The sequence below is a fragment of the Hydrogenophaga sp. A37 genome (assembly GCF_002001205.1).
GTDB lineage: Bacteria > Pseudomonadota > Gammaproteobacteria > Burkholderiales > Burkholderiaceae_C > Hydrogenophaga.
In genome coordinates this window covers 41,898-60,702 of sequence record NZ_MUNZ01000093.1, presented here as the reverse complement: position 1 = coordinate 60,702, position 18,805 = coordinate 41,898, and the positions used below count along the sequence as shown (strand labels likewise).

The 18,805-nt window shown below is 66.4% G+C and carries 18 protein-coding genes; 7 read left to right on the top strand and 11 right to left on the bottom strand.

The window, feature by feature from the left end:
• Positions 1-1,326: hypothetical protein (locus B0E41_RS26555; RefSeq protein ID WP_143433768.1), on the bottom strand; the 1,326-nt coding region annotated here is incomplete at its 3' end.
• Positions 1,327-1,796: 470 nt separating this feature from the next.
• Between B0E41_RS26555 and B0E41_RS10250 the strand changes: the two genes are divergently transcribed.
• Together B0E41_RS10250 and B0E41_RS10245 are read left to right on the top strand one after the other, a co-directional pair.
• Positions 1,797-2,213 (top strand): CBS domain-containing protein, encoded by a 417-nt coding sequence (locus B0E41_RS10250; RefSeq protein WP_077330991.1) that lies wholly within the window; start codon positions 1,797-1,799, stop codon positions 2,211-2,213.
• 11 nt (positions 2,214-2,224) lie between these two features.
• Complete coding sequence (locus tag B0E41_RS10245; protein ID WP_253194761.1) at positions 2,225-2,791, top strand: MgtC/SapB family protein; 567 nt, start codon at positions 2,225-2,227, stop codon at positions 2,789-2,791.
• Between the two features lie 20 nt (positions 2,792-2,811).
• Here the strand turns inward: B0E41_RS10245 and B0E41_RS10240 are convergent, their stop codons facing one another.
• The gene (locus B0E41_RS10240) at positions 2,812-3,936 is read right to left on the bottom strand and encodes an MBL fold metallo-hydrolase (protein ID WP_077330990.1); all 1,125 of its coding nucleotides are present in this window, start codon (positions 3,934-3,936) and stop codon (positions 2,812-2,814) included.
• Between the two features lie 239 nt (positions 3,937-4,175).
• Here B0E41_RS10240 and B0E41_RS10235 point away from each other — a divergent pair, with 239 nt between their 5' ends.
• From B0E41_RS10235 to B0E41_RS10225, 3 genes are all read left to right on the top strand, one after another.
• Positions 4,176-6,674: a PAS domain S-box protein gene (locus B0E41_RS10235; protein WP_077330989.1), complete on the top strand. Its 2,499-nt coding sequence runs from the start codon at positions 4,176-4,178 to the stop codon at positions 6,672-6,674.
• Positions 6,675-6,912: 238 nt separating this feature from the next.
• The gene (locus B0E41_RS10230) at positions 6,913-7,305 is read left to right on the top strand and encodes a DUF6152 family protein (protein ID WP_143433767.1); all 393 of its coding nucleotides are present in this window, start codon (positions 6,913-6,915) and stop codon (positions 7,303-7,305) included.
• Between the two features lie 31 nt (positions 7,306-7,336).
• Positions 7,337-7,825, top strand: a complete 489-nt coding sequence (locus tag B0E41_RS10225; protein ID WP_077330988.1) for a hypothetical protein — start codon at positions 7,337-7,339, stop codon at positions 7,823-7,825.
• A 15-nt stretch (positions 7,826-7,840) separates the two neighbouring features.
• Here B0E41_RS10225 and B0E41_RS10220 read toward each other — a convergent pair whose 3' ends face one another.
• From B0E41_RS10220 to B0E41_RS10200, 5 genes are all read right to left on the bottom strand, one after another.
• The gene (locus tag B0E41_RS10220; RefSeq protein ID WP_077330987.1) at positions 7,841-9,121 is read right to left on the bottom strand and encodes an RNA polymerase sigma factor; all 1,281 of its coding nucleotides are present in this window, start codon (positions 9,119-9,121) and stop codon (positions 7,841-7,843) included.
• A 51-nt stretch (positions 9,122-9,172) separates the two neighbouring features.
• Entirely contained in the window at positions 9,173-9,583 is a 411-nt protein-coding gene (locus tag B0E41_RS10215) for a VOC family protein (protein WP_077330986.1), read from the bottom strand.
• Positions 9,584-9,596: 13 nt separating this feature from the next.
• A complete protein-coding gene (locus B0E41_RS10210) occupies positions 9,597-10,019 on the bottom strand; it encodes a YciI family protein (protein WP_077330985.1) in 423 nt (140 codons plus the stop codon).
• A 10-nt stretch (positions 10,020-10,029) separates the two neighbouring features.
• On the bottom strand, positions 10,030-10,473 hold the full coding sequence (locus tag B0E41_RS10205; RefSeq protein ID WP_077330984.1) for a hypothetical protein: 444 nt from the start codon (positions 10,471-10,473) through the stop codon (positions 10,030-10,032).
• 97 nt (positions 10,474-10,570) lie between these two features.
• Positions 10,571-10,924, bottom strand: coding sequence for a YciI family protein (locus B0E41_RS10200; RefSeq protein ID WP_077330983.1), 354 nt, complete (start codon positions 10,922-10,924; stop codon positions 10,571-10,573).
• Positions 10,925-11,052: 128 nt separating this feature from the next.
• On the opposite strand from B0E41_RS10200, the gene B0E41_RS10195 reads away from it, so the two are divergent.
• Entirely contained in the window at positions 11,053-11,331 is a 279-nt protein-coding gene (locus tag B0E41_RS10195) for an AraC family ligand binding domain-containing protein (RefSeq protein ID WP_077330994.1), read from the top strand.
• Positions 11,332-11,356: 25 nt separating this feature from the next.
• Here B0E41_RS10195 and B0E41_RS10190 read toward each other — a convergent pair whose 3' ends face one another.
• On the bottom strand, positions 11,357-12,121 hold the full coding sequence (locus B0E41_RS10190) for an enoyl-CoA hydratase (RefSeq protein WP_077330982.1): 765 nt from the start codon (positions 12,119-12,121) through the stop codon (positions 11,357-11,359).
• 172 nt (positions 12,122-12,293) lie between these two features.
• Between B0E41_RS10190 and B0E41_RS10185 the strand changes: the two genes are divergently transcribed.
• Positions 12,294-14,582: a patatin-like phospholipase family protein gene (locus B0E41_RS10185; protein ID WP_077330981.1), complete on the top strand. Its 2,289-nt coding sequence runs from the start codon at positions 12,294-12,296 to the stop codon at positions 14,580-14,582.
• Positions 14,583-14,711: 129 nt separating this feature from the next.
• Here the strand turns inward: B0E41_RS10185 and B0E41_RS10180 are convergent, their stop codons facing one another.
• From B0E41_RS10180 to B0E41_RS10170, 3 genes are read right to left on the bottom strand one after another with little or no spacing between them, the layout of a single operon-like run.
• Positions 14,712-15,920, bottom strand: coding sequence for an acetyl-CoA C-acyltransferase (locus B0E41_RS10180; protein ID WP_077330980.1), 1,209 nt, complete (start codon positions 15,918-15,920; stop codon positions 14,712-14,714).
• A gap of 25 nt (positions 15,921-15,945) precedes the next feature.
• Positions 15,946-16,380: an endonuclease domain-containing protein gene (locus tag B0E41_RS10175; RefSeq protein ID WP_077330979.1), complete on the bottom strand. Its 435-nt coding sequence runs from the start codon at positions 16,378-16,380 to the stop codon at positions 15,946-15,948.
• A gap of 4 nt (positions 16,381-16,384) precedes the next feature.
• On the bottom strand, positions 16,385-18,784 hold the full coding sequence (locus tag B0E41_RS10170) for a 3-hydroxyacyl-CoA dehydrogenase/enoyl-CoA hydratase family protein (protein ID WP_077330978.1): 2,400 nt from the start codon (positions 18,782-18,784) through the stop codon (positions 16,385-16,387).
• Between the last annotated feature and the right edge of the window lie 21 nt (positions 18,785-18,805).

Sequence of the window (18,805 nt, the reverse complement as noted above, 5' to 3'; positions counted from 1 at the left end):
GAGGAACTCGCGCTTGCGCGTTCTCTTGGTCTTGCGCTCGAATCCGCTCTCGCTCAGGCTCATCTGTTTCATAACGTCAATCTCGCACATCCCGTGCCAGTGGCGACGGTTCTGCAGACGTTCCCTAGCGTAGGTGACAGCTTTATTTAGCCTCCCCAAAGACGATAGATCGGATGGCAGCGACAGAAATTCATTCGCGTCATTCAAACTCCTAAAGCGATTGCCGTTTCCAATATGGAACCGCACAAGAGCTCTAAACTGCTGCTGAAGCTGAAAACAATAGGTTTTAGCATGCTCACTTTCGATTCCCGCATGCATAAACCCATTCCGATACTCTCGAAGATGCTCTAGAGTCTGAGTAGCGAAGCCCACATCATCCCAAAGAAATGAGCATCTACGCACCACAGCCTCATAGTCTCCACGCCCGGGCGATGCTAGTCTTTCAAGAGCACCCCACAAACGAATAAACGCTGTAGTTTGGTTCCATTCATCTAAAGCACGCACAAACAACAACAGAGAAGTTAAGATGTCATCACGATATGGGTGCAGCCTAATTAATCTAAAGTCACGCTGGACTTTACCTACAATTATTTCGAAATTATTCGGCCTTAACGCATCTATTGGCGCGTGGTATGGCTCAAACCAAAACTCATCCTTAGGCGTGGCTCCAGTTGATGAGTGAACAGTGTGAACCGCCCCGAGGCGTATCGCATTAATGGGTTGCCAGCTGCGCCCAATGAGTTCCATTTCAGAATTGCAATACAAGCACCATAGAGCACGATACAAGTCGATCACTCTGATTGCGCCTGAAAACGCCAAAGCAGGCGTTTTTGCCTTCAAATTTGCAACAATCTTCACGTAAGCCGGAGGACTCTCAGCCACAGGTATCCGCCTCTGCTCCACCTGCGTTTTTCGATGAATATTGAATTTTCTTGGATATGAGTTCTTGTAGAATTTTATTTCCACCCCCTCAATCACCATTCGACTAAAAGGAAGGTCTCCATGCAGAGACATTGCAGTGAGAACAGAATAAGGCTCCTCGCGAATCGATAGCGATGCCGACAACTGTTTATTCAATTCTCTCAGAAAGCTCTCCTTCGTCAACTCTCCGGGATCGTATGCAGCAGCTCTCCAAATTAACGTTGCATGATCCATATTTTTAGCAACTTCCGGGAAATCGAGCATCGTATGGAGAGAAGGAAGGCAAGATTTGACCTCAAGCCCGGCAAATGAAGATCCTTTGCCCTCCGGATTACGAGTTCGGGTTTGAGCAATTCTCTTCAGAATCAATTCAGGGCGAAATTTTTTCTTCCACTTAACAGGCATTTTTGGCACCCAAAAAACAACCAGGCAAACTCAAGACACGAGCAACAAAGCACACGATCTCACGAGCAAATCAACGCAACGGCAAGGAAACCCAACAGCCACGCCAAGGGTAGTCTCTCAGCCGCACTCTGCACAAGCAGGTTTAAAGAACTTACTGCATCAAGCCCGGTAAGCGAGTTTGCAAATCAGCGTGTGCATACCGCTCCCGGGAATGCAGCCCTGTAAAGCGAGTTCTTCCGAGTCGTCAACAACCGACGCAGCATTGGCTCGAAGTGGCTCAGCAGCAGGGTCATCCCAAACCAACTATTCCTCGGCACGGCGCATCGCGTTCCGCAGCCCTCTGTGCGAAGCCGCACAGAAGCCCAGCCCCCACTTTGAGAACATGCGCCGACCGGCCGCCGGTGGCGCACCCATGGCGAACGGCGTCATCGGCGCCCACACACCCCACCCACCTTGAACTGGAGACAAAGATGCAACTGCTCAAAGACGTGATGAGCCCCGACGTGAAGGTGATCGGCCCTGAGGCGACCCTGCAGGACGCCGCCGCGCGGATGCGGGACGAGGGCTTTGGCATGCTGCCCGTGGGCGAGAACGACCGGCTGATCGGCGCGGTGACCGACCGCGACATTGCGGTGCGGGCGGTGGCCGAGGGCAAGGGCTGCGACACGCGGGTTCGCGAGGTGATGTCGAACGACGTGATCTGGTGTTACGAGAACGACACGGTGGAGACCGCCGCCGACATGATGGGCAAGCTGCAGGTCCGGCGCCTGCCCGTGGTGAACAGCGACAAGCGCTTGGTGGGCATCGTGTCGCTGGGCGACTTTGCGGTGGCGTCCGAGGACGTGTTGTCCACCACCGACGCCTTGGCTGGCATTTCGATGCCGTAGGCCGGGGCCACGTGCTGGACATCGTCGTCGCCACCCTGCGGGCCGAGTTCTCCGATCTGCTTCAGGTTGAGCAGGTCACGCGCGTCACCGCGCGCATGGTGGTTGCCCTCTTGCTGGGGGCGGTGATCGGTTGGGACCGCGAGCGCCGCGACGCCGATGCCGGGTTGCGCACCCACATGCTGGTGTCGCTGGGGGCCGCGCTCTTCGTGCTGGTGCCGGCCGAAGCGGGCATGGGCCCGGACGGGCTGAGCCGCGTGGTGCAGGGCATCGTCTCCGGCATCGGGTTTCTGGGCGCGGGCGCGGTGCTGAAGATGGGCAACGAGGGCCGCATTCACGGCCTGACCACGGCGGCCACCATCTGGGCCACGGCGGCGGTGGGCATGTCGGCCGGCCTGGGGCGCGAGGCCACCGCCATTCTGGCCACGGCGTTCATCTTGCTGGTGCTGGTCTGGCTCAGGGGCCTGGAGGTGCGCAAGGCGAACAAAGAGAAGAAAGCTTCCCTCTTGATCGTGTGGCCGGACGACGCCATGAAAACGCCCGCGGGGACTGGGCAAAAGGACGATCTGAACTCGCCGTGACCCGGGGCACGCTCAGTCTCTCAATCCAAGGGCCAGGGCAGATCGCCCGGCGCGCGGGTGCCGTGTGGCTCAGCGTCTGGAACAACCGCACTCCGCCCCGCACCCACCCCGCGCCACCACGGTTGCACCGCCCGCTGCTGAGCGGGCTCGACCGCTTCGCCCAGCCGGGGCATGAGCAGCAGCTCGCGCGAGGGGGCGAGCTTGAGCAGGGTTTCGGCGGGCTGGTCCCAGGCGTGCAGAGCGAGGCTGAAGGTGCCCCAGTGCACCGGCAGAAAGGCGCCGCCGCCGAGCAGCTGGTGGGCCTTGAGCGCGTTCTCGGGGCCAAGGTGGATGTCGCCCCACGAGGGGTGGAAGGCGCCGACTTCGAGCATCACGAGATCAAACGGGCCGAGGCGTTCGCGGATGAGCGCGTATTCGCTGGTGAGGCCGGTGTCGCCGCTGAAGAACACCGCGTGGCGCTCGCTGCGCATGACCATGGACGACCAGAGTGTGGCGTTGCGGTCTTTGAGGGTGCGCCCTGAAAAGTGCTGCGAGGGGGCGGCGGTGACGGTGAGGCTGGTGCCGGGCACGCGGTGCGTTTCCCACCAGTCGAGCTCGGTAATGCGCTCGGGCGCGATGCCCCAGGCCTGCAGGTGCGCGCCGACGCCGAGCGAGGTGACGAAGGGCACGTTGCTGCTGCGGGCCAGGGCGCGGATGGTGGGGTAGTCGAGGTGGTCGTAGTGGTCGTGCGAGATCACGACGACGTCGACCTCGGGCATCTCGCGCAGGCGCAGCGGCACGGGCTGGAAGCGCTTGGGACCGAGCAGGCGAAAGGGCGAGGCGCGCGTGCCCCAGACCGGGTCGGTGAGCACGCGGTGGCCGTCCATTTCAAGCAACACGGTGGAGTGGCCGAGCCAGGTGGCGCGCAGGCCGCTGGCGTTGGGCCGGCCCCAGGCCTCGCGCGGGTCCATCGAAGGCAGCGGCGCGCCGGGCACGCGGCGGTTGCCGTTGGACAGAAACTCGCGCACCGTGGGCCGAGGCACGGTCGAGTCGCGCAGGCCTGGCGCGATGGGGTAGACGTTGCGAAAGCCCCCGCCCGCCCAGCGCGGCGAGGCCTGCATGCGTTCGAGGCGGGCGCCCAGGGCGCGCTTGCCGAATGTGTTCATGGGGAGGTCTACAGAAGATGGTGCGGTGCACCGACAAAAACAGGTTACACGCAGGCGGCAACCGGCGTGCCCGGTCGGGTCTTGTGGAGGCGCCGAAGGTTGATCGCCCGGGGTGGCACGATCTACCAGCCCGCCAGCGGCCGCACCGCGACAGCCCGCTACGATGGTTTGAACAGCGCAGGCCCGCCCCACGCTGAGCTGCCATCCACCCCAAAGGTCTGTCCTCCCACACACCCGGCATGAGCACCACCCTTTCGCTCCCGCACCGCAGCATCCCGCTCAGGACCTACCTCACGCGCCTGCTGTGGCTGTGCATCTTTCCGCTGCTGATGCTGTCCATCTGGCTGGCCTACGACAGCGTGCAGACGCTGCGTGTCGGCCAGCGGCAGGCGGCCGAGCAGATGACAGAGAACTTCGCCAGCTCGGTCGACCAGTACCTGCGCTCGCGCATCCGGGGGCTGAACATGGTCGCGATCTCGCCCTTGCTGGACGAGCCGGCGCAGTGGCCGATCCTGTACCAGCAGGCGCAGGGCTATCAGAAGAGCTTCGACGGGCACGTGGTGCTGGCCACGGCGGACGAGCCGATGCAGATGCTGTTCAACACGCGCGCGCCCTATGGCAACGCCCTGCCGCCCCTGCCCCGCCCCAAAGGCCATGCGGCGGCGCCGGCCGCTGTGTTGACCCGCCAGCCGGCGGTCGGGGACAGCTTCATCGGCCCTGTGGCTCAGACGCTGCTGGTGGCCATGGCGGTGCCCGTGCTGCGGGAGGGCCGGGTCAGTCATGTGGTGCTCGGCACCTTCGAGGCGCGCCAGTTCCAGGAGCGCATCGAACAAATCACGCTGCCCGAGGGCTGGGCCATGACCCTGCGCGACGGGCGCGGCGACACCATTGCACGGCTCGCCCCGCCGGGCTTCGACGCTGCGCGCGACGTGGCACAGACCGGGCGCTTCGTGACCCCCTTGCAAAGCGCGCCGTGGCGGGTGGAGCTGGAGATTTCGCGAGCGGTCCAGTTGGCCCCGCTGACGAGCAACGGCGGCCTGTTGCTGATGGGCCTGCTGATGGCGACCTTCACCGGCGTGCTGGGCGGCACGGTGGCCAGCCGCCGCCTGGGGCGGGCCGTGGCCTCGTTGGTGGACACCACCCACCCGGCGACGCGCACCAGCGCGAGCACAGAGATTTCAGAGATCAATGACGTGCGCGGCCGCCTGGACGAAGCCGCCGCGCAACAGCGCGAGAGCGAGGCCCGCTTTCGCCGCCTGTTCGAAGACGCACCGGTGGCCATGCGCCTGGTGTCACGCGACGGCCGCATCCTGACCTGGAACGCGCGCTTCGGTGAACTCTTCGGCTACACCGCGGACGAGATCCCCACCATGGAAGCCTGGCGGCGCCTCGCCTACCCAGACCCGGTCTATCGCGCCGAGATCGAGGCCAGCTGGAAGAACACGGTGGAGCGCACCGACGGCGGCAAGGGCGACATCAACATGGGGGAATTCCGCCCGACCTCAAAAGACGGCACGGTGCGCACGGTGCAGATCCACGGCATCTTGCTGGACGACGGCCTGCTGTCCACCTTTGTCGATGTCACCGAGCGCCGCGAAGCGGAGGACCGCCTCCGCCTCTGGGTTGAGTCCTTCGAGCAGGCGCAGCTCGGGCAGGTGATTTCGGACGCGCGCGACAACACCGTCATCGCGGTGAACCCGGCCTTCGCGGCCGAGCGCGGCTACCAGCGCGAGGAAATGACGGGCATGCCGCTTTCGCAGCTGTTTTCGGACAATGGCCAGGCGCAGTTGCGCGAGATGGTTCAGACGATGACCCACCATTCCCACGCCGCGTTCGAGTGCGAACACGTGCGCAAGGACGGCAGCCGCTTTCCGGTGCTGATCGACCTCACGGTGCTGCGCGATGCCGACGGGCACCCGGTGACCCGCATCGGCTACGCGACGAACATGATCGACCGCAAGCGCGCCGAGGCTGAGGTGCTGCTGCTCAACGCCACGCTGGAGCGGCGCGTGCAGGAACGCACCGCCGAACTCAGCGCCGCCAACCGCGACCTCGACAGCTTTGCGTTCACGGTGAGCCACGACCTGCGCGCACCGCTGCGCGCGATGAACGGTTACGCCCAGGTGTTGCAGCAGGACCTGGCCGAGCAGCTGGATGAATCGGCCAGGGCCTGCCTGAACGGCATCACCTCCGCCAGCCACCGCATGAGCGGGCTGATCGACGGCATTCTGGTGCTCTCCCGCAGCGCCCGCGACGACATGACGCTCGGCCCGGTGGACCTCTCGGCCTTGGCCCAGCGCCGCCTGGCCGAGCTGGCCGCGAGCGAGCCGCAGCGCCAGGTGACGGTGAGCGTGCAGCCCGGCCTGCGGGTCACGGCCGACCCGCGCATGATGGACGTGGTGATCACCAACCTGGTGGACAACGCCTGGAAGTACAGCAGCGGCAAGCCCGATGCGGAGATCCGCGTGTTCAGCCACACCGACGCCGACGGCACCTGGTACGGCGTGGCCGACAACGGCGCCGGCTTCGACCCGGCCCGGGCCGGCCATCTGTTCCAGCCTTTCCACCGCCTGCACCGGCAGGACGAGTTCCCGGGCATCGGGATCGGGCTGGCCACGGTGCAGCGCATCGTGGCGCGCCACGGCGGCCTCATCGTGGCCCGGAGCACGCGGGGCCAGGGCGCCACGTTTGCCTTCACGCTCGAGATCGAGCCGCCGCACGCCACTGATCAGGCCTGAAGAAGCCCGGCCGGGGCGGCGTGCGCGCCGCAAAAGTGCCTGGGTCGCGCAGGGTCAAAGATTGCGCGGACACACGCATCGCCGCAAACTGGTGAGCGTCATGAGCGCCGACCGGCCGCTCCGAAGGCGCTCAGCCCCGCAGTGCGCAGCACGGAGGGTTGTCCAATGAGCGTCCCGCGGCGAGCCTCATGCCGAGGATGCGCGCGCACGGTCCCTGTCTCTTCAACAAGGAGTTTTCATGTCCCCGACACCAACACCCTTTTGGCTGAGAGCGCTTCGACCCCTGGCGGCGGCCTTTCTGGTGATCGCCGCGGCGCTTCCTGCGGCGGCGCACCACGGCTGGACCTGGGCCGAGGACGTCAACGCCGAACTCACCGGCACCATCGTCGCGGCCAAGCTCGGCAATCCCCATGGCGAACTGACGCTGGCCGTCGAAGGCGCCAACTGGATCGTCGAGGTGGGCCAACCGTGGCGCAACGAGCAAGCCGGGCTGAAGGACGCGATGCTGGTCAAGGGCGTGAAGCTCACCGTGTCGGGCCACAAGCACAGCGATCCCAAGAAGAAGGTGTTCAAGGCCGAACGCCTGGTCATCGACGGCAAGACGTTTAACCTCTACCCGGATCGCAACTGATGCTCCCGCTGCCCAGCGGCATGGGCGTTTGATGCCCGTGGTGGACGCCCTGGCCACGGCGCTGCAGGCCAGCGGGCTCTCGGCGCTGTTGCGCTCGTCAGTCTGGCTGTACCCCCTGGTCAACACCGGGCACGTGGTGGGCATTGCGCTGCTGTTCGGCGCCATCGTGCCGCTTGATCTGCGTTTGATCGGTTGCTTCTCGCGCACGCCGCTGGAGCACCTCGCCCGCACGCTGGTGCCTGTCTCAGTCACCGGGCTGGTGCTCGCGCTGTCCACCGGTTCGCTGCTCTTTGCGACGCGTCCACTGGACTATGTGGTGGAGCCGCTGTTCGGCATCAAGCTGGCGCTGCTGAGCACGGCTGTGCTCAACGCGCTGCTGCTGCGCCTGGCACCGGGCTGGCGGCGGATGGAGCTTGCGCAAGGCGCGCCGCACCAGCGGGTCTGGCGGCTGCACGGGCTGCTGTCGATCGTGCTCTGGCTGGGGGTGATCACCGCCGGCCGCCTGATCGGCTACCGGTAGACCATCGACGACCTGTCAGCCGGCAGCCGCTGGCCCCTGCGCCCGCCCCTGCAACAGCGTGCGTTCGCGCTCGTTGCTGGCCAGCGCCGCGGCGCGCAGGAACGCGGCGCGTGCCTCGTCCCGCCGGCCCAGTTTGTCCAGCAGGTCGCCCTGCACCGCACACAGCCAGGGGTAGCGCTGCAGGGCCTTGTCCTGCAGCAGCGTATCGACGATGGCGAGACCGGTCGCGGGGCCGTCGGCCATGCCCACCGCCACCGCGCGGTTGAGCTCGACCACAGGCGAGGGCGCGACCTGCATGAGCTGGGCGTAGAGCGCGGCGATGCGCTGCCAGTCGGTGGCCTCAGTGGTGGGCGCGCGGGCGTGGCAGGCGGCGATCTGGGCCTGCAGGCGGTAGCTGCCCAGCGGCTGGTTCAGGGCCTGCGCGCGCGCCAGCGCAGCGAGGCCACGGCGGATGAGCAGGTGGTCCCAGCGGGCCCGGTTCTGATCGTTGAGCAACACGGGCCGGCCCTCTCGGTCGGTGCGCGCGGCGGTGCGCGAGGCCTGGATTTCCATCAACGCCACCAGGCCGTGCACCTCGGACTGATCGGGGGCGAGCTCGGCCAGCATGCGGCCCAGGCGCAGGGCCTCGTTGCACAGCTCGGGGCGCATCCAGTCGCCGCCGCTGGTGGCGGTGTAGCCCTCGTTGAACACGAGGTAAACCACCTCCAGCACCGAGCCCAGGCGCTCGATCAGCTGTGCGCCCTGCGGCACTTCGAAGGGCACCTGGGCGTCAGCGAGCGTGCGCTTGGCGCGCACGATGCGCTGGCCGATGGTGGCCTCGGGCACGAGGAAGGCGCGCGCGATCTCATGGGTGGTGAGGCCGCCGAGCAGCTTGAGCGTGAGCGCCACGCGCGCGTCGGTGCCGAGCACGGGGTGGCAGGCGGTGAAGATCAGGCGCAGCAGGTCGTCGCCGAGGGTGGCGCGCTCGCGCTGCTGGTCAATGGCGTCGCTGAAGTCGGGCACCACATGGGCCTCCATGGCTTCGAGGTCGCTGGCGATGTCGCCGTGTCGCGCGTCGGCCATCTGGCGGTGGCGCAGGTGGTCGAGCGCGCGGTTCTTGGCCGTCGTCATGAGCCACGCACCGGGGTTCTGTGGCACGCCGCTGGTCGGCCAGTGTTCGAGCGCGGCCACCAGCGCGTCCTGCGCAAGCTCTTCGGCCACACCGAGGTCGCGCACACGCCGCGCCACCGCCGCCACGATGCGGGCGGACTCGATGCGCCAGACGGCGGCGATGGTGTTGTGGACGGCGGAATGCAAACAAGGCCCTCACCCCTGCCCTCTCCCACTGGCGGGAGAGGGAGCGGGATTTCACATCTGCTCGGGGGCGGCGGATTCGTCCATCCAGAACACCTCCCACTGGTGGCCGTCGAGGTCGGCGAAGCCGTGCTGGAACATGAAGCCGTGGTCCTGCGGCGGGTTGGGCGTGGTGGCCCCGGCGGCCACGGCCTTGGCGACCACGGCTTCGGCCTCGGCGCGGCTGTCGACCGACAGGGCAATCAGCACCTCGGTGGCTTTGTGCGCATCGCTGATGGGCTTCTGGGTGAAGCCCTGAAAGAAGGGCTCGACCAGCAGCATGGCGTAGAAGTTCTCCCCAATCTCCAGGCAGGCGCCCTGCTCGTTGGTGAAGCGCTGGTTGAAGCTGAGGCCCAGTGACTTGAAGAAGGCCATCGAGCGGGCCATGTCCTTGATGGGCAGGTTGACGAAGATCTGGCGAAACATGGCGGTTCTCCTTTCAGGGTTTGACGAGTTGATCGATGGCCTTCATCTGCTCCAGCGCCTCGCTGGGCGGGAACTCGTCGAGCTCGATGAGCTGGCGCAGCTCGATCACGGCTTCTTTGCCTCGACCGGCGGGGTTGGGGAAACGGCGGCTCCACTCCATGGCCTCTTCACGCGAGCGCACCTGGATCAGGGTGTAGCCGGCGATCAGCTCCTTGGCCTCGGCGAACGGGCCGTCCACGACACGCTGCCCAGCCGCGTCGTAGTGAATGCGCCAGCCGGTGCGACTGGGGTGCAGGCCACTGCCGTCGAGCAGCACGCCCGCGCGCGCCAGTTCTTCGTGGTAGGCGGCCATTTCGGCCATGAGTTCTTCGGGGGCTTCGGGGCTGACCTCGGCCTCGAACTCGGCGCAGGACTTGACGATGATCATGAATCGCATGGCGGTCTCCTCAGGCCGTGGTTTCACAGAGGGTCTTGAGCGACTGCAGGGCATTGGGCCAGGTCTGCGCCATCCAGTCCTCATAGGTGCCGAACACGTCGACATCCACGCGCACGCGGGTGCCGCCGGCCTCGTCGGAAAACGTGTAGTTCTCGAAACACGGGGTCCAGGCGCGCACGGCTTCGCTGGTGGTGTCTTCCACGCCGTTGTGGATCATGCCGATGTGGCGGATGGACACGAACTCGGCCGGCCGGTGCGCGTCGATCACCGACACCATGCCGTCGCCGTTCGGGGCGCAGAAGCGGATCGTCGACCCGGCGTCCCAGGAACCTTCATAGCTGGAGCCTTCGCAGAAGATGGCGGTCCAGCGCTCGTAGGTGGGCGAGAACAGCATGGTGCGCCAGACGTGTTCGCGCGGTGCGTGGATCAGGATGTCGAAGTGCAAGGTGTTCATGGGCAAGGCTCCTGGTCGTTTGTCTGTATGTGGGTACGACGAAGCAGCCTGCCGGTTTTCGACACGCCCGGATTAGGGGGAAACCCGAATCAGTTTTTCACATGAAACACGGCGCGAGCGGCCGCACTTCGACGGTGCACCACTGCGCTGCGGGGCAGCGCTGGGCGATGGCGATGGCCTCTTCGCGGTCCACGTTTTGCAACAGAAAGAAACCGCCGATCATTTCCTTGGCTTCGGCAAACGGGCCGTCCAGCACCTGCGCGCGCCCCCCGGCGTGGCTCACGCGAACGGCACTGGAGAGGCCGGCGAGCGACTCCACCGCCTTGAGCTTGCCGTCGGCCGCGAGCCCCTCGCCGAAGCGCTGCATCTGCGCATAGGCTTCGCGGCCTTGGGCTTCGGTGCGGGTGGCGCGCTGGCCTTCGGGTTCGATGATGAGGAGCATGTAAGACATGGCAGACCTTTCGCGTATCGGGCATCAAGATGGCGATCCTACACAGGCGGTTCAAAGCAAACCCTTGAAGACGTCAGGGCTTGCGCCAGCGTGATGCAATGCCTGTCCACTTCTCCGAGGAGATCGCCATGCCCAAGTCGTTTGAAACCTTCAAGAGCCAGGCTCTGGCCGAGGGCTTTGACGAGGTGTTGGAGCGGGTCAAGGCGCCCGACACAGCCCTGGACACCCACAGCCATCCGTTCGCGTTAAAGGGGCTGGTGGTGAAGGGCGAACTGTGGCTCACCGTGGGCGACGAGACCCAGCACCTGGTGCCGGGCGATCTGTTCGAGCTCGAACTCGGCGTGCCGCACGCCGAGCGCTACGGTGCTGAGGGGGCGACCTACTGGGTGGCCAGGCTGAACGCTTGAAGGGTGATGGCCCCAGGGCCGCTGATCACAACGCCGAAAAATCCGGCTTGCGGCGCGCCATGAAGGCGCCGAAGGCCTCTTTCGCGGCCGGCTCGCCGAGCATGCGGCCGAAGCTCGCGCCCTCTTCCGCCATGGCCGCCATGACCTGCTGGGCGTTGCCCTTTTTCATCAGGCGCTTGGTCTCGACCAGCGAGGCCAGCGGCTTGGCGGCGAGGCGGCGCGCCACGGCCTGCGCGTAGACCGTGGTCTCGCTCGGCGCCAGCACGCGGTTAACCAGGCCCACCTCGAGCGCGGCCTCGGCCATGAAGGGCTCACCCAGCAGCAGCGCCTCGGCGGCGCGGTGGTAGCCCATCATCTGCGGCACCAGCAGGCTCGACGCCGCTTCGGGGCACAGGCCCAGGTTGACGAAGGGCATGGAGAACGCGGCGTTGTCGCCAGCGTAGACCAGGTCGCAGTGAAACAGCATCGTGGTGCCCACGCCCACGGCCGGGCCGCAGACGGCCGCCAGCAGCGGCTTGGGAAACTGCGCGATGCCGCGCAGGAAGCGGAACACCGGCGAGTCCTCGGTGGCGGGCGGGTTGTTCAGGAAGTCGGCAATGTCGTTGCCGGCGCTGAAGGTGGTTTCGTTGCCCTGGAACACGACCACGCGCACGGCCGGGTCGGCGGCCGCCGCGGCGAGCGCATCGGCCAGCGCGCCGTACATGGCGGCGGTGATGGAGTTCTTCTTGTCGGGGCGGTTGAAGGTGAGCGTGGTGACGCCGGCTTCGGTGTGGACGAGGATGTCGCTCATGGCAATCGGTGTTGGGCAAATGGGGCACGGGCCACAGGAAGCAGGGCACGCGAAGAAGGGCGCCAAATTAACATGAAAGCGGCGCGGCGTCTGGGGCGCCGTGCCCAATCGGCGACACACGCCGAGGCCGCACCTACACTGCGTCTCACCCGACCTTCTTCGAGTGCCGCCCATGCCGTTTTCCCCCCTTGTTTCACTGGCCCGCGCCTTGTCGGCGGGCCTGCTGTCGCTGCTGCTCGCCAGCCCCGCCCTCGCGCAAACCACGGCGCCCCCTGCGGCGGAGGTGAGCAAGCCGCGCGTGGGCCTGGTGCTCTCCGGCGGCGGTGCGCGCGGCATCTCGCACGTGGGCGTGCTCAAGGTGCTGGAAGAAGCGCGGGTGCCGGTGGACTTCATTGTCGGCACGTCGATGGGCGCGATCATCGGCGGGCTCTACGCCAGCGGCATGGGGGCCGACGATCTGGAGCGCGAAATCCTGGCAGTGGACTGGGGCGACGTGTTCGAGCGGCGCGAGCCACGCCAGCTGCTGTCGCAACGCCGCAAGGAAGAGGACTTCGAGCTGTCGCCGGTGCTGCAGGTGGGCTTTCGCGACGGCGAATTCCGGCTGCCCACGGGCGCGGTGTCCACCCGCTCGCTCGAAATGCTGTTGCGTCGCTACACGCTCTCGACCCGCCTGCTCGCCACCTTTGACGGCCTGCCCACGCCGTTCCGCGCCGTGGCCACCGACATGGAGACCGGCCGCGCGGTGGTGTTGGACCACGGGGATCTCGCGGCGGCGCTGCGCGCGAGCATGTCGGTGCCCGGCGTGTTCTCGCCCTTGGAGGTGGACGGCCGCATCCTGGGCGACGGCGGGCTGGTGAACAACCTGCCGGTGGACGTGGCCCGGCGCATGGGCGCGGACGTGATCATCGCCGTCAACATCGGCACGCCGCTGGCCGGCCGCGAAACCCTGGGCAGCCTGCTGGGCATCACGACGCAGATGGTCAACATATTGACCGAGCAGAACGTGCAGGCCAGCATCGCCACCCTCAAGCCGACCGACCTGCTGCTGGAGCCGCCCCTGGGCAAACTGACCTCGGCCGACTTCGATCAGGCCAAGGCGATGGTGGGCATCGGCACCGATCACGCGCGCTCGATGCGCGAGGCGCTGGCTCGCTTTGCGGTGGACGAGGCCAGCTACGCGCAGTGGCGCGCGGCGCGTGGCATGAACGCGCAGGCCTACGCCGAGGGCATGGGCCAGGTGAAGGTGGTGCGTTTCGAGGGCGTTCCCGAGGCGCGTGCCGAGCAGCTCGCGCTCACGCTGGACACCGCGCCAGGGCAGCGCGTGGACGTGAAGCAGATCGAGACCGACCTGCAGAGGCTCGCGGCCAGCGGCGACTACGACCGGGTGGACTACCGGCTGGAGCGCCTGCGCGGCAGCACCGACGAAACGCTGGTGGTCAACCTGCGCGAGAACGACTGGGGCCCCAACTACCTGCGACTGGGCATGGACCTGCGCACCGATTTTGAAGGGCGTGGCGCCTTCAACCTGCTGATCAGCCACAACCGCCACTGGCTCAACGACACCGGCGCCGAGTGGCGCAACCGCCTGCAACTGGGCGAAACGCTGGCGGGCTACTCCGAGCTCTACCAGCCACTGGGCCGGACCAACGACGCCTTCGTGGCCGCCTACACCGACGCCAGCCTGAAACGCATCGAGGTGTACGACAGCGACGGCAGCGCGCAGGGCATCGGCCGGCGCCAGAGCCTGCGGCTGGGCGCAGACATCGGCTGGCCCATCGGCCTGCTGGGGCGCTACGGCGACTTGCGCGTGGGCCTGCAGCTGGGCCTGAACAAGGCCGTGCCCGAACTGGTGTCGGCCAGCGTGGTCGACTCGGGCGAGGTGATCTCCTCGCAGCGGTGGCGCGACGCGGGCCTGCGCACGGCGGTGATTTCAGACCAGCTGGACTTCGCCAACTTCCCCTCGTCGGGCTACCGCATCCAGAGCGAGCTGGCCGCCGGGCGGCGCAGCCTGGACAGCGGCGCCAGCACCGGCTTCACGCGGCTGGAGGCCAGCGGCACGGCCGTGCACACCTGGGGCCGCCACAGCTTCAACCTCGGCGGCCGCTTCGCGCGCGCCACGCAAATTCCGACCGGCGCCATCGACGAATACTCGCTCGGCGGCTTCCAGCAGCTCTCGGGCTACCGCGTGGGCCAGGTGGCGGGCAACTACCTGCTGTTCGGGCGGCTCACCTATTACCAGCGCCTGCCATGGAGCGTGAACGTGGCGCGCGCCCTGTTCGCTGGCGCGTCGGTCGAAGCAGGCAACGCCTGGGCCAGCCGAAGGGACATCAGCTTCAAGGGCCTGCGCACCGGCACCAGCCTCTTCATCGGCGCCGACACCGGCGTGGGCCCGCTGTACCTGGGCGTGGTCAGCGCGCCCAAGGGCTACACGGGGCTGTACCTGTTTCTGGGCAGACCTTGAACACGGTGCTTCCCTACCCATTGGTTTCAGGCTGACGTGCCTTCATCCAGAGGCACCGCGGAACCGGCTTTGCCGGGCCGCCAGTGCCGCCCCTTGGGGGTGACGCGCAGCGGCGCGGGGGGTGCTTGTTCACACCCTTTCGAACACTCCCGCAGCGCCCTGCCCCATGCCCACGCACATCGTGACCATGCCGTACTTCTTGTTGTGACGGCGCAGCGCGTGCACCACGGTCGCGGCGCGGATGGCACCGGTGGCGCCCAGCGGGTGGCCGAGGGCGATGGCACCGCCCATGGGGTTGACCTTGGCCGGGTCCAGGCCGAGCGTGTTCATCACGGCCAGCGACTGAGCGGCGAAGGCTTCGTTGAGCTCGAACCAGTCGATGTCGTCCTGCTTCAGGCCTGCGTTTTTCAGCGCCGCAGGTATCGCTTCCACCGGGCCGATGCCCATCAGGTGCGGCGGCACGCCACGCGAGGCGTAGCTCACAAAACGGGCCAACGGCGTGAGGTTGTAGCGCTTCAAGGCGGCTTCGCTCACCAGGATCAGCGCACCGGCGCCGTCGCTGGTCTGCGAGCTGTTGCCCGCGGTGACCGAGCCGCGCGCGGCGAACACGGTGCGCAGTTTGGCCAGGCCTTCGAGCGAGGTATCGGGGCGCGCGCCTTCGTCCAGACTGATGATGCGGCTGCGTGTCGTGACCTCGGCGGTCTCCAGGTCCACGCTGCGATCGGTCACTTCCACCGGCGTGATCTCGTCGGTGAACTCGCCGTTCTTCATCGCGATCACGGCGCGCTGGTGCGACTGCACCGCAAACGCGTCCTGGGCGTCGCGCGACACCTTCCACTGCTGCGCCACCTTCTCGGCCGTCAGGCCCATGCCGTAGGCGATGCCGTACTTCTCGACGTCATCGGTGTTGGCAAAGATCGCGGGCGAGAGGCTGGGCGCGTTGCCCATCATCGGCACCATGCTCATGCTCTCGGCGCCGGCGGCGATCATCACGTCGGCTTCACCGACGCGGATGCGGTCGGCCGCCATCTGCACGGCCGACAGACCGGAGGCGCAGAAGCGGTTGACGGTGATGCCGCCCACCGAGTTGGGCAGGCCGGCCAGGATGGCGCCGATGCGCGCCACGTTCAGGCCCTGTTGCCCTTCGGGAATGGCACAACCGCAGATCACGTCTTCCACGGCCTTCGGGTCCAGGCCCGGCACCTGGGCCATGGCCGAACGCAGCGCGTGGGCCAGCAGGTCGTCCGGGCGCAGGTGCTTGAACGAGCCCTTGTGCGAACGCCCGATGGGGGTGCGGGTGGCGGCGACGATGTAGGCGTCTTGGATCTGTTTGCTCATGGTGAGGTACTTTCGGAATTCGGTATTACTCCCTCTCCCGCTTGCGGGAGAGGGCCGGGGTGAGGGTCTGCAACGTCTGCCAGATCGTCTCCAGCACGGCAGGGGTTTCATTCATGACTTCGTGGTTCCAGAACCGGATCACGGTCAGGCCTTGCGACTCGATCAAGGCGGTTCGCGCCAGGTCATGCGCTTGTTGCTCAGCGTGCTGCCCGCCATCGACTTCGATCACCAAACCCGCTTCCAAACAAACGAAGTCGAGGATGTAGGGCCCCAGCGGGCGCTGGCGGCGGAACTTGAAATCCTGGAAGCGACGACCACGGAGTTGCTGCCACAGCAGGGTTTCGTCTTCTGTCATCTGGCCGCGCAACCCACGGGCTTTCACTTTGGCGCCCGCCCTCACCCCAACCCTCTCCCGCACGCGGGAGAGGGGGTAAGACACGTCGGCCTCGGCGGGTTTCATGCGCTCAATTCCGCACCGGCTTGCCGGTATTCAGCATCCCCAGAATCCGCTCCTGCGTCTTCGGATGCACGATCAGCGAGCAGAACGCGCGGCGCTCCAGCGTCATCAAATAGTCCTCGTTCACCAGCGTTCCGGGATCGACGTCACCCCCCGTCACCACACCCGCGATCAGCGACGCAATGTGGAAGTCGTGCTGGCTGATGAAGCCGCCGTCGCGCATGTTGACCAGGCTGCCGAGGATGGTGGCCTTGCCGTCGCGGCCGGCCACGGGGAAGAGGCGCTTGTGCGGCGCGCGGTAGCCGCCGTTGAACAAGGCCTTCGCTTCGTTGATGGCGACGAACAACAGCTCGTCCTTGTGCGGCACGATCACGTCGGAGTGCAGCACGTAGCCCAGCTTTCGGGACTCCAGCGCGCTGGTGCCGACCTTGGCCATGGCCGCGGCGGTGAAGCCTTCGGTGAGGAACGGGAGCAGGTCCTTGCCGGTGGAGGTCTCGGCGTTCTCGGCCGCACGGCGCGCGATGTAGGTCAGGCCGCCGGCGCCGGGCACCAGGCCCACGCCGACTTCCACCAGACCGATGTAGCTCTCCATGTGCACCACACGGCGCGCGCTGTACACGGCCAGCTCACACCCGCCGCCCAGCGCCAGGCCGCGCACGGCACTGACCACCGGCACGTTGGCATAGCGCAGGCGCAGCATGGTCTGCTGCATGAAGCCTTCGGCGTCTTCGATCGCGCTCACGCCCACCGCCATGAAGGCGGGCAGCATGGCCTGCAGGTCGGCGCCGGCGCTGAAGGGCTCGTCGCCCGACCAGACCACCAGGCCCTGGTACTCCTTTTCGGCCAGGTCGATGGCCGCCATCAGGCCCTCGCACACATCGGGGCTGATGGCGTGCATCTTGGTCTTGATGCTGGCGATCAGCACGTCGCCGTCCAGCGTCCAGACGCGGATGGCGTCGTTTTCTTCGATGGTGGTTCCGGCGGTCTCAAACTTCGGCCCGGCTTCGCCCAGCAGCAGCTCGGGGAAGTGCTGGCGCCCGTAGACCGGCAGCGAGCGGCGCGCTTCGAACACGCCCTGGGGCGGGTTCCACGAACCTTGGGCGGTGTGCACGCCACCAGCCTCGGCCACCGGGCCTTTGAACACCCACTCGGGCAGCGGCGCTGTGCTCAGCGCCTTGCCGGCATCGATGTCTTCCTGAACCATCTTCGCGACTTCGAGCCAGCCGGCTTCCTGCCAGAGCTCGAAGGGGCCCTGCTTCATGCCGAAGCCCCAGCGCATGGCCTGGTCCACGTCGCGTGCGGTCTCGGCGATGGTGGCCAGGTGCACGGCGGCGTAGTGGAAGCTGTTGCGCAGGATCGCCCAGAGGAACTGGCCCTGCGGGCCTTCGGCGTTGCGCAAGAGCTTCAGGCGCTCGGCGGCCGGGCGCTTGAGCATGCGGCCATAGACCTCATCGGCCTTCTCGCCAGCGGGCACGTACTCACCGCTCTCCAGATCAAAGCGCTGGATGTCGCGACCGACCTTCTTGAAGAAGCCGGCCTTGGCTTTCTGGCCCAGGTTCCCCATTTCAATCAGCTTGGCCAGCACCGGCGGCGTGCCGAAGCTGCCGTAGAACGGGTCGGTCTGCTCGTTCAGGTTGTCCTGCAACGTCTTGACCACGTGGGCCATGGTGTCCAGGCCCACCACGTCGGCGGTGCGGAAGGTGCCGCTGCTCGCGCGGCCCAGGCGCTTGCCAGTGAGGTCGTCGACCACGTCGTAGGTGAGGCCGAAGTTCTCCACCTCTTTGATCGTGGCCAGCATGCCGGCGATGCCGATGCGGTTGGCCACGAAGTTGGGCGTGTCCTTGGCGCGCACCACGCCCTTGCCCAGACCGCTGGTCACGAAGGTTTCCAGGTCGTCAAGGATCTGTGGCTGCGTGGTGGGCGTGGCGATCAGCTCAACCAGCGTCATGTAGCGCGGCGGGTTGAAGAAGTGGATGCCGCAGAAGCGCGGTTTGATCGCCTCGGGCAGCACTTCGCTGAGCTTGGTGATCGACAGGCCCGAGGTGTTGGACGCGACGATGGCGTGCGGCGCGATGAAGGGCGCGATCTTGGTGTACAGATCGAGCTTCCAGTCCATGCGCTCGGCGATGGCCTCGATGATCAGGTCGCAGTCTTTCAACTGCTCCAGGTGCTCTTCGTAGTTGGCCTGGCCGATCAGGTCGGCATCGCTGGCCACGCCCAACGGCGAAGGCTTGAGCTTCTTGAGGTTCTCGACGGCGCGCGTGACGATGCCGTTTTTAGTGCCTTCCTTCGCAGGCAGGTCGAACAGCACCACGGGCACCTTGACGTTGACCAGGTGCGCAGCGATCTGCGCGCCCATCACGCCCGCGCCGAGCACGGCGACTTTCTTCACTTGAAATCGGTTCATTGGTTTTCCATGAATGGGGAA

Coding starts and splice junctions, on each gene's coding strand:
- B0E41_RS10250 (WP_077330991.1), top strand. CDS start 1,797: ATGCAACTGCTCAAAGACGTGATGAGCCCCGACGTGAAGGTGATCGGC.
- B0E41_RS10240 (WP_077330990.1), bottom strand. CDS start 3,936: ATGAACACATTCGGCAAGCGCGCCCTGGGCGCCCGCCTCGAACGCATG.
- B0E41_RS10235 (WP_077330989.1), top strand. CDS start 4,176: ATGAGCACCACCCTTTCGCTCCCGCACCGCAGCATCCCGCTCAGGACC.
- B0E41_RS10230 (WP_143433767.1), top strand. CDS start 6,913: ATGTCCCCGACACCAACACCCTTTTGGCTGAGAGCGCTTCGACCCCTG.
- B0E41_RS10225 (WP_077330988.1), top strand. CDS start 7,337: ATGCCCGTGGTGGACGCCCTGGCCACGGCGCTGCAGGCCAGCGGGCTC.
- B0E41_RS10215 (WP_077330986.1), bottom strand. CDS start 9,583: ATGTTTCGCCAGATCTTCGTCAACCTGCCCATCAAGGACATGGCCCGC.
- B0E41_RS10210 (WP_077330985.1), bottom strand. CDS start 10,019: ATGCGATTCATGATCATCGTCAAGTCCTGCGCCGAGTTCGAGGCCGAG.
- B0E41_RS10205 (WP_077330984.1), bottom strand. CDS start 10,473: ATGAACACCTTGCACTTCGACATCCTGATCCACGCACCGCGCGAACAC.
- B0E41_RS10200 (WP_077330983.1), bottom strand. CDS start 10,924: ATGTCTTACATGCTCCTCATCATCGAACCCGAAGGCCAGCGCGCCACC.
- B0E41_RS10195 (WP_077330994.1), top strand. CDS start 11,053: ATGCCCAAGTCGTTTGAAACCTTCAAGAGCCAGGCTCTGGCCGAGGGC.
- B0E41_RS10190 (WP_077330982.1), bottom strand. CDS start 12,121: ATGAGCGACATCCTCGTCCACACCGAAGCCGGCGTCACCACGCTCACC.
- B0E41_RS10185 (WP_077330981.1), top strand. CDS start 12,294: ATGCCGTTTTCCCCCCTTGTTTCACTGGCCCGCGCCTTGTCGGCGGGC.
- B0E41_RS10180 (WP_077330980.1), bottom strand. CDS start 15,920: ATGAGCAAACAGATCCAAGACGCCTACATCGTCGCCGCCACCCGCACC.
- B0E41_RS10175 (WP_077330979.1), bottom strand. CDS start 16,380: ATGAAACCCGCCGAGGCCGACGTGTCTTACCCCCTCTCCCGCGTGCGG.
- B0E41_RS10170 (WP_077330978.1), bottom strand. CDS start 18,784: ATGAACCGATTTCAAGTGAAGAAAGTCGCCGTGCTCGGCGCGGGCGTG.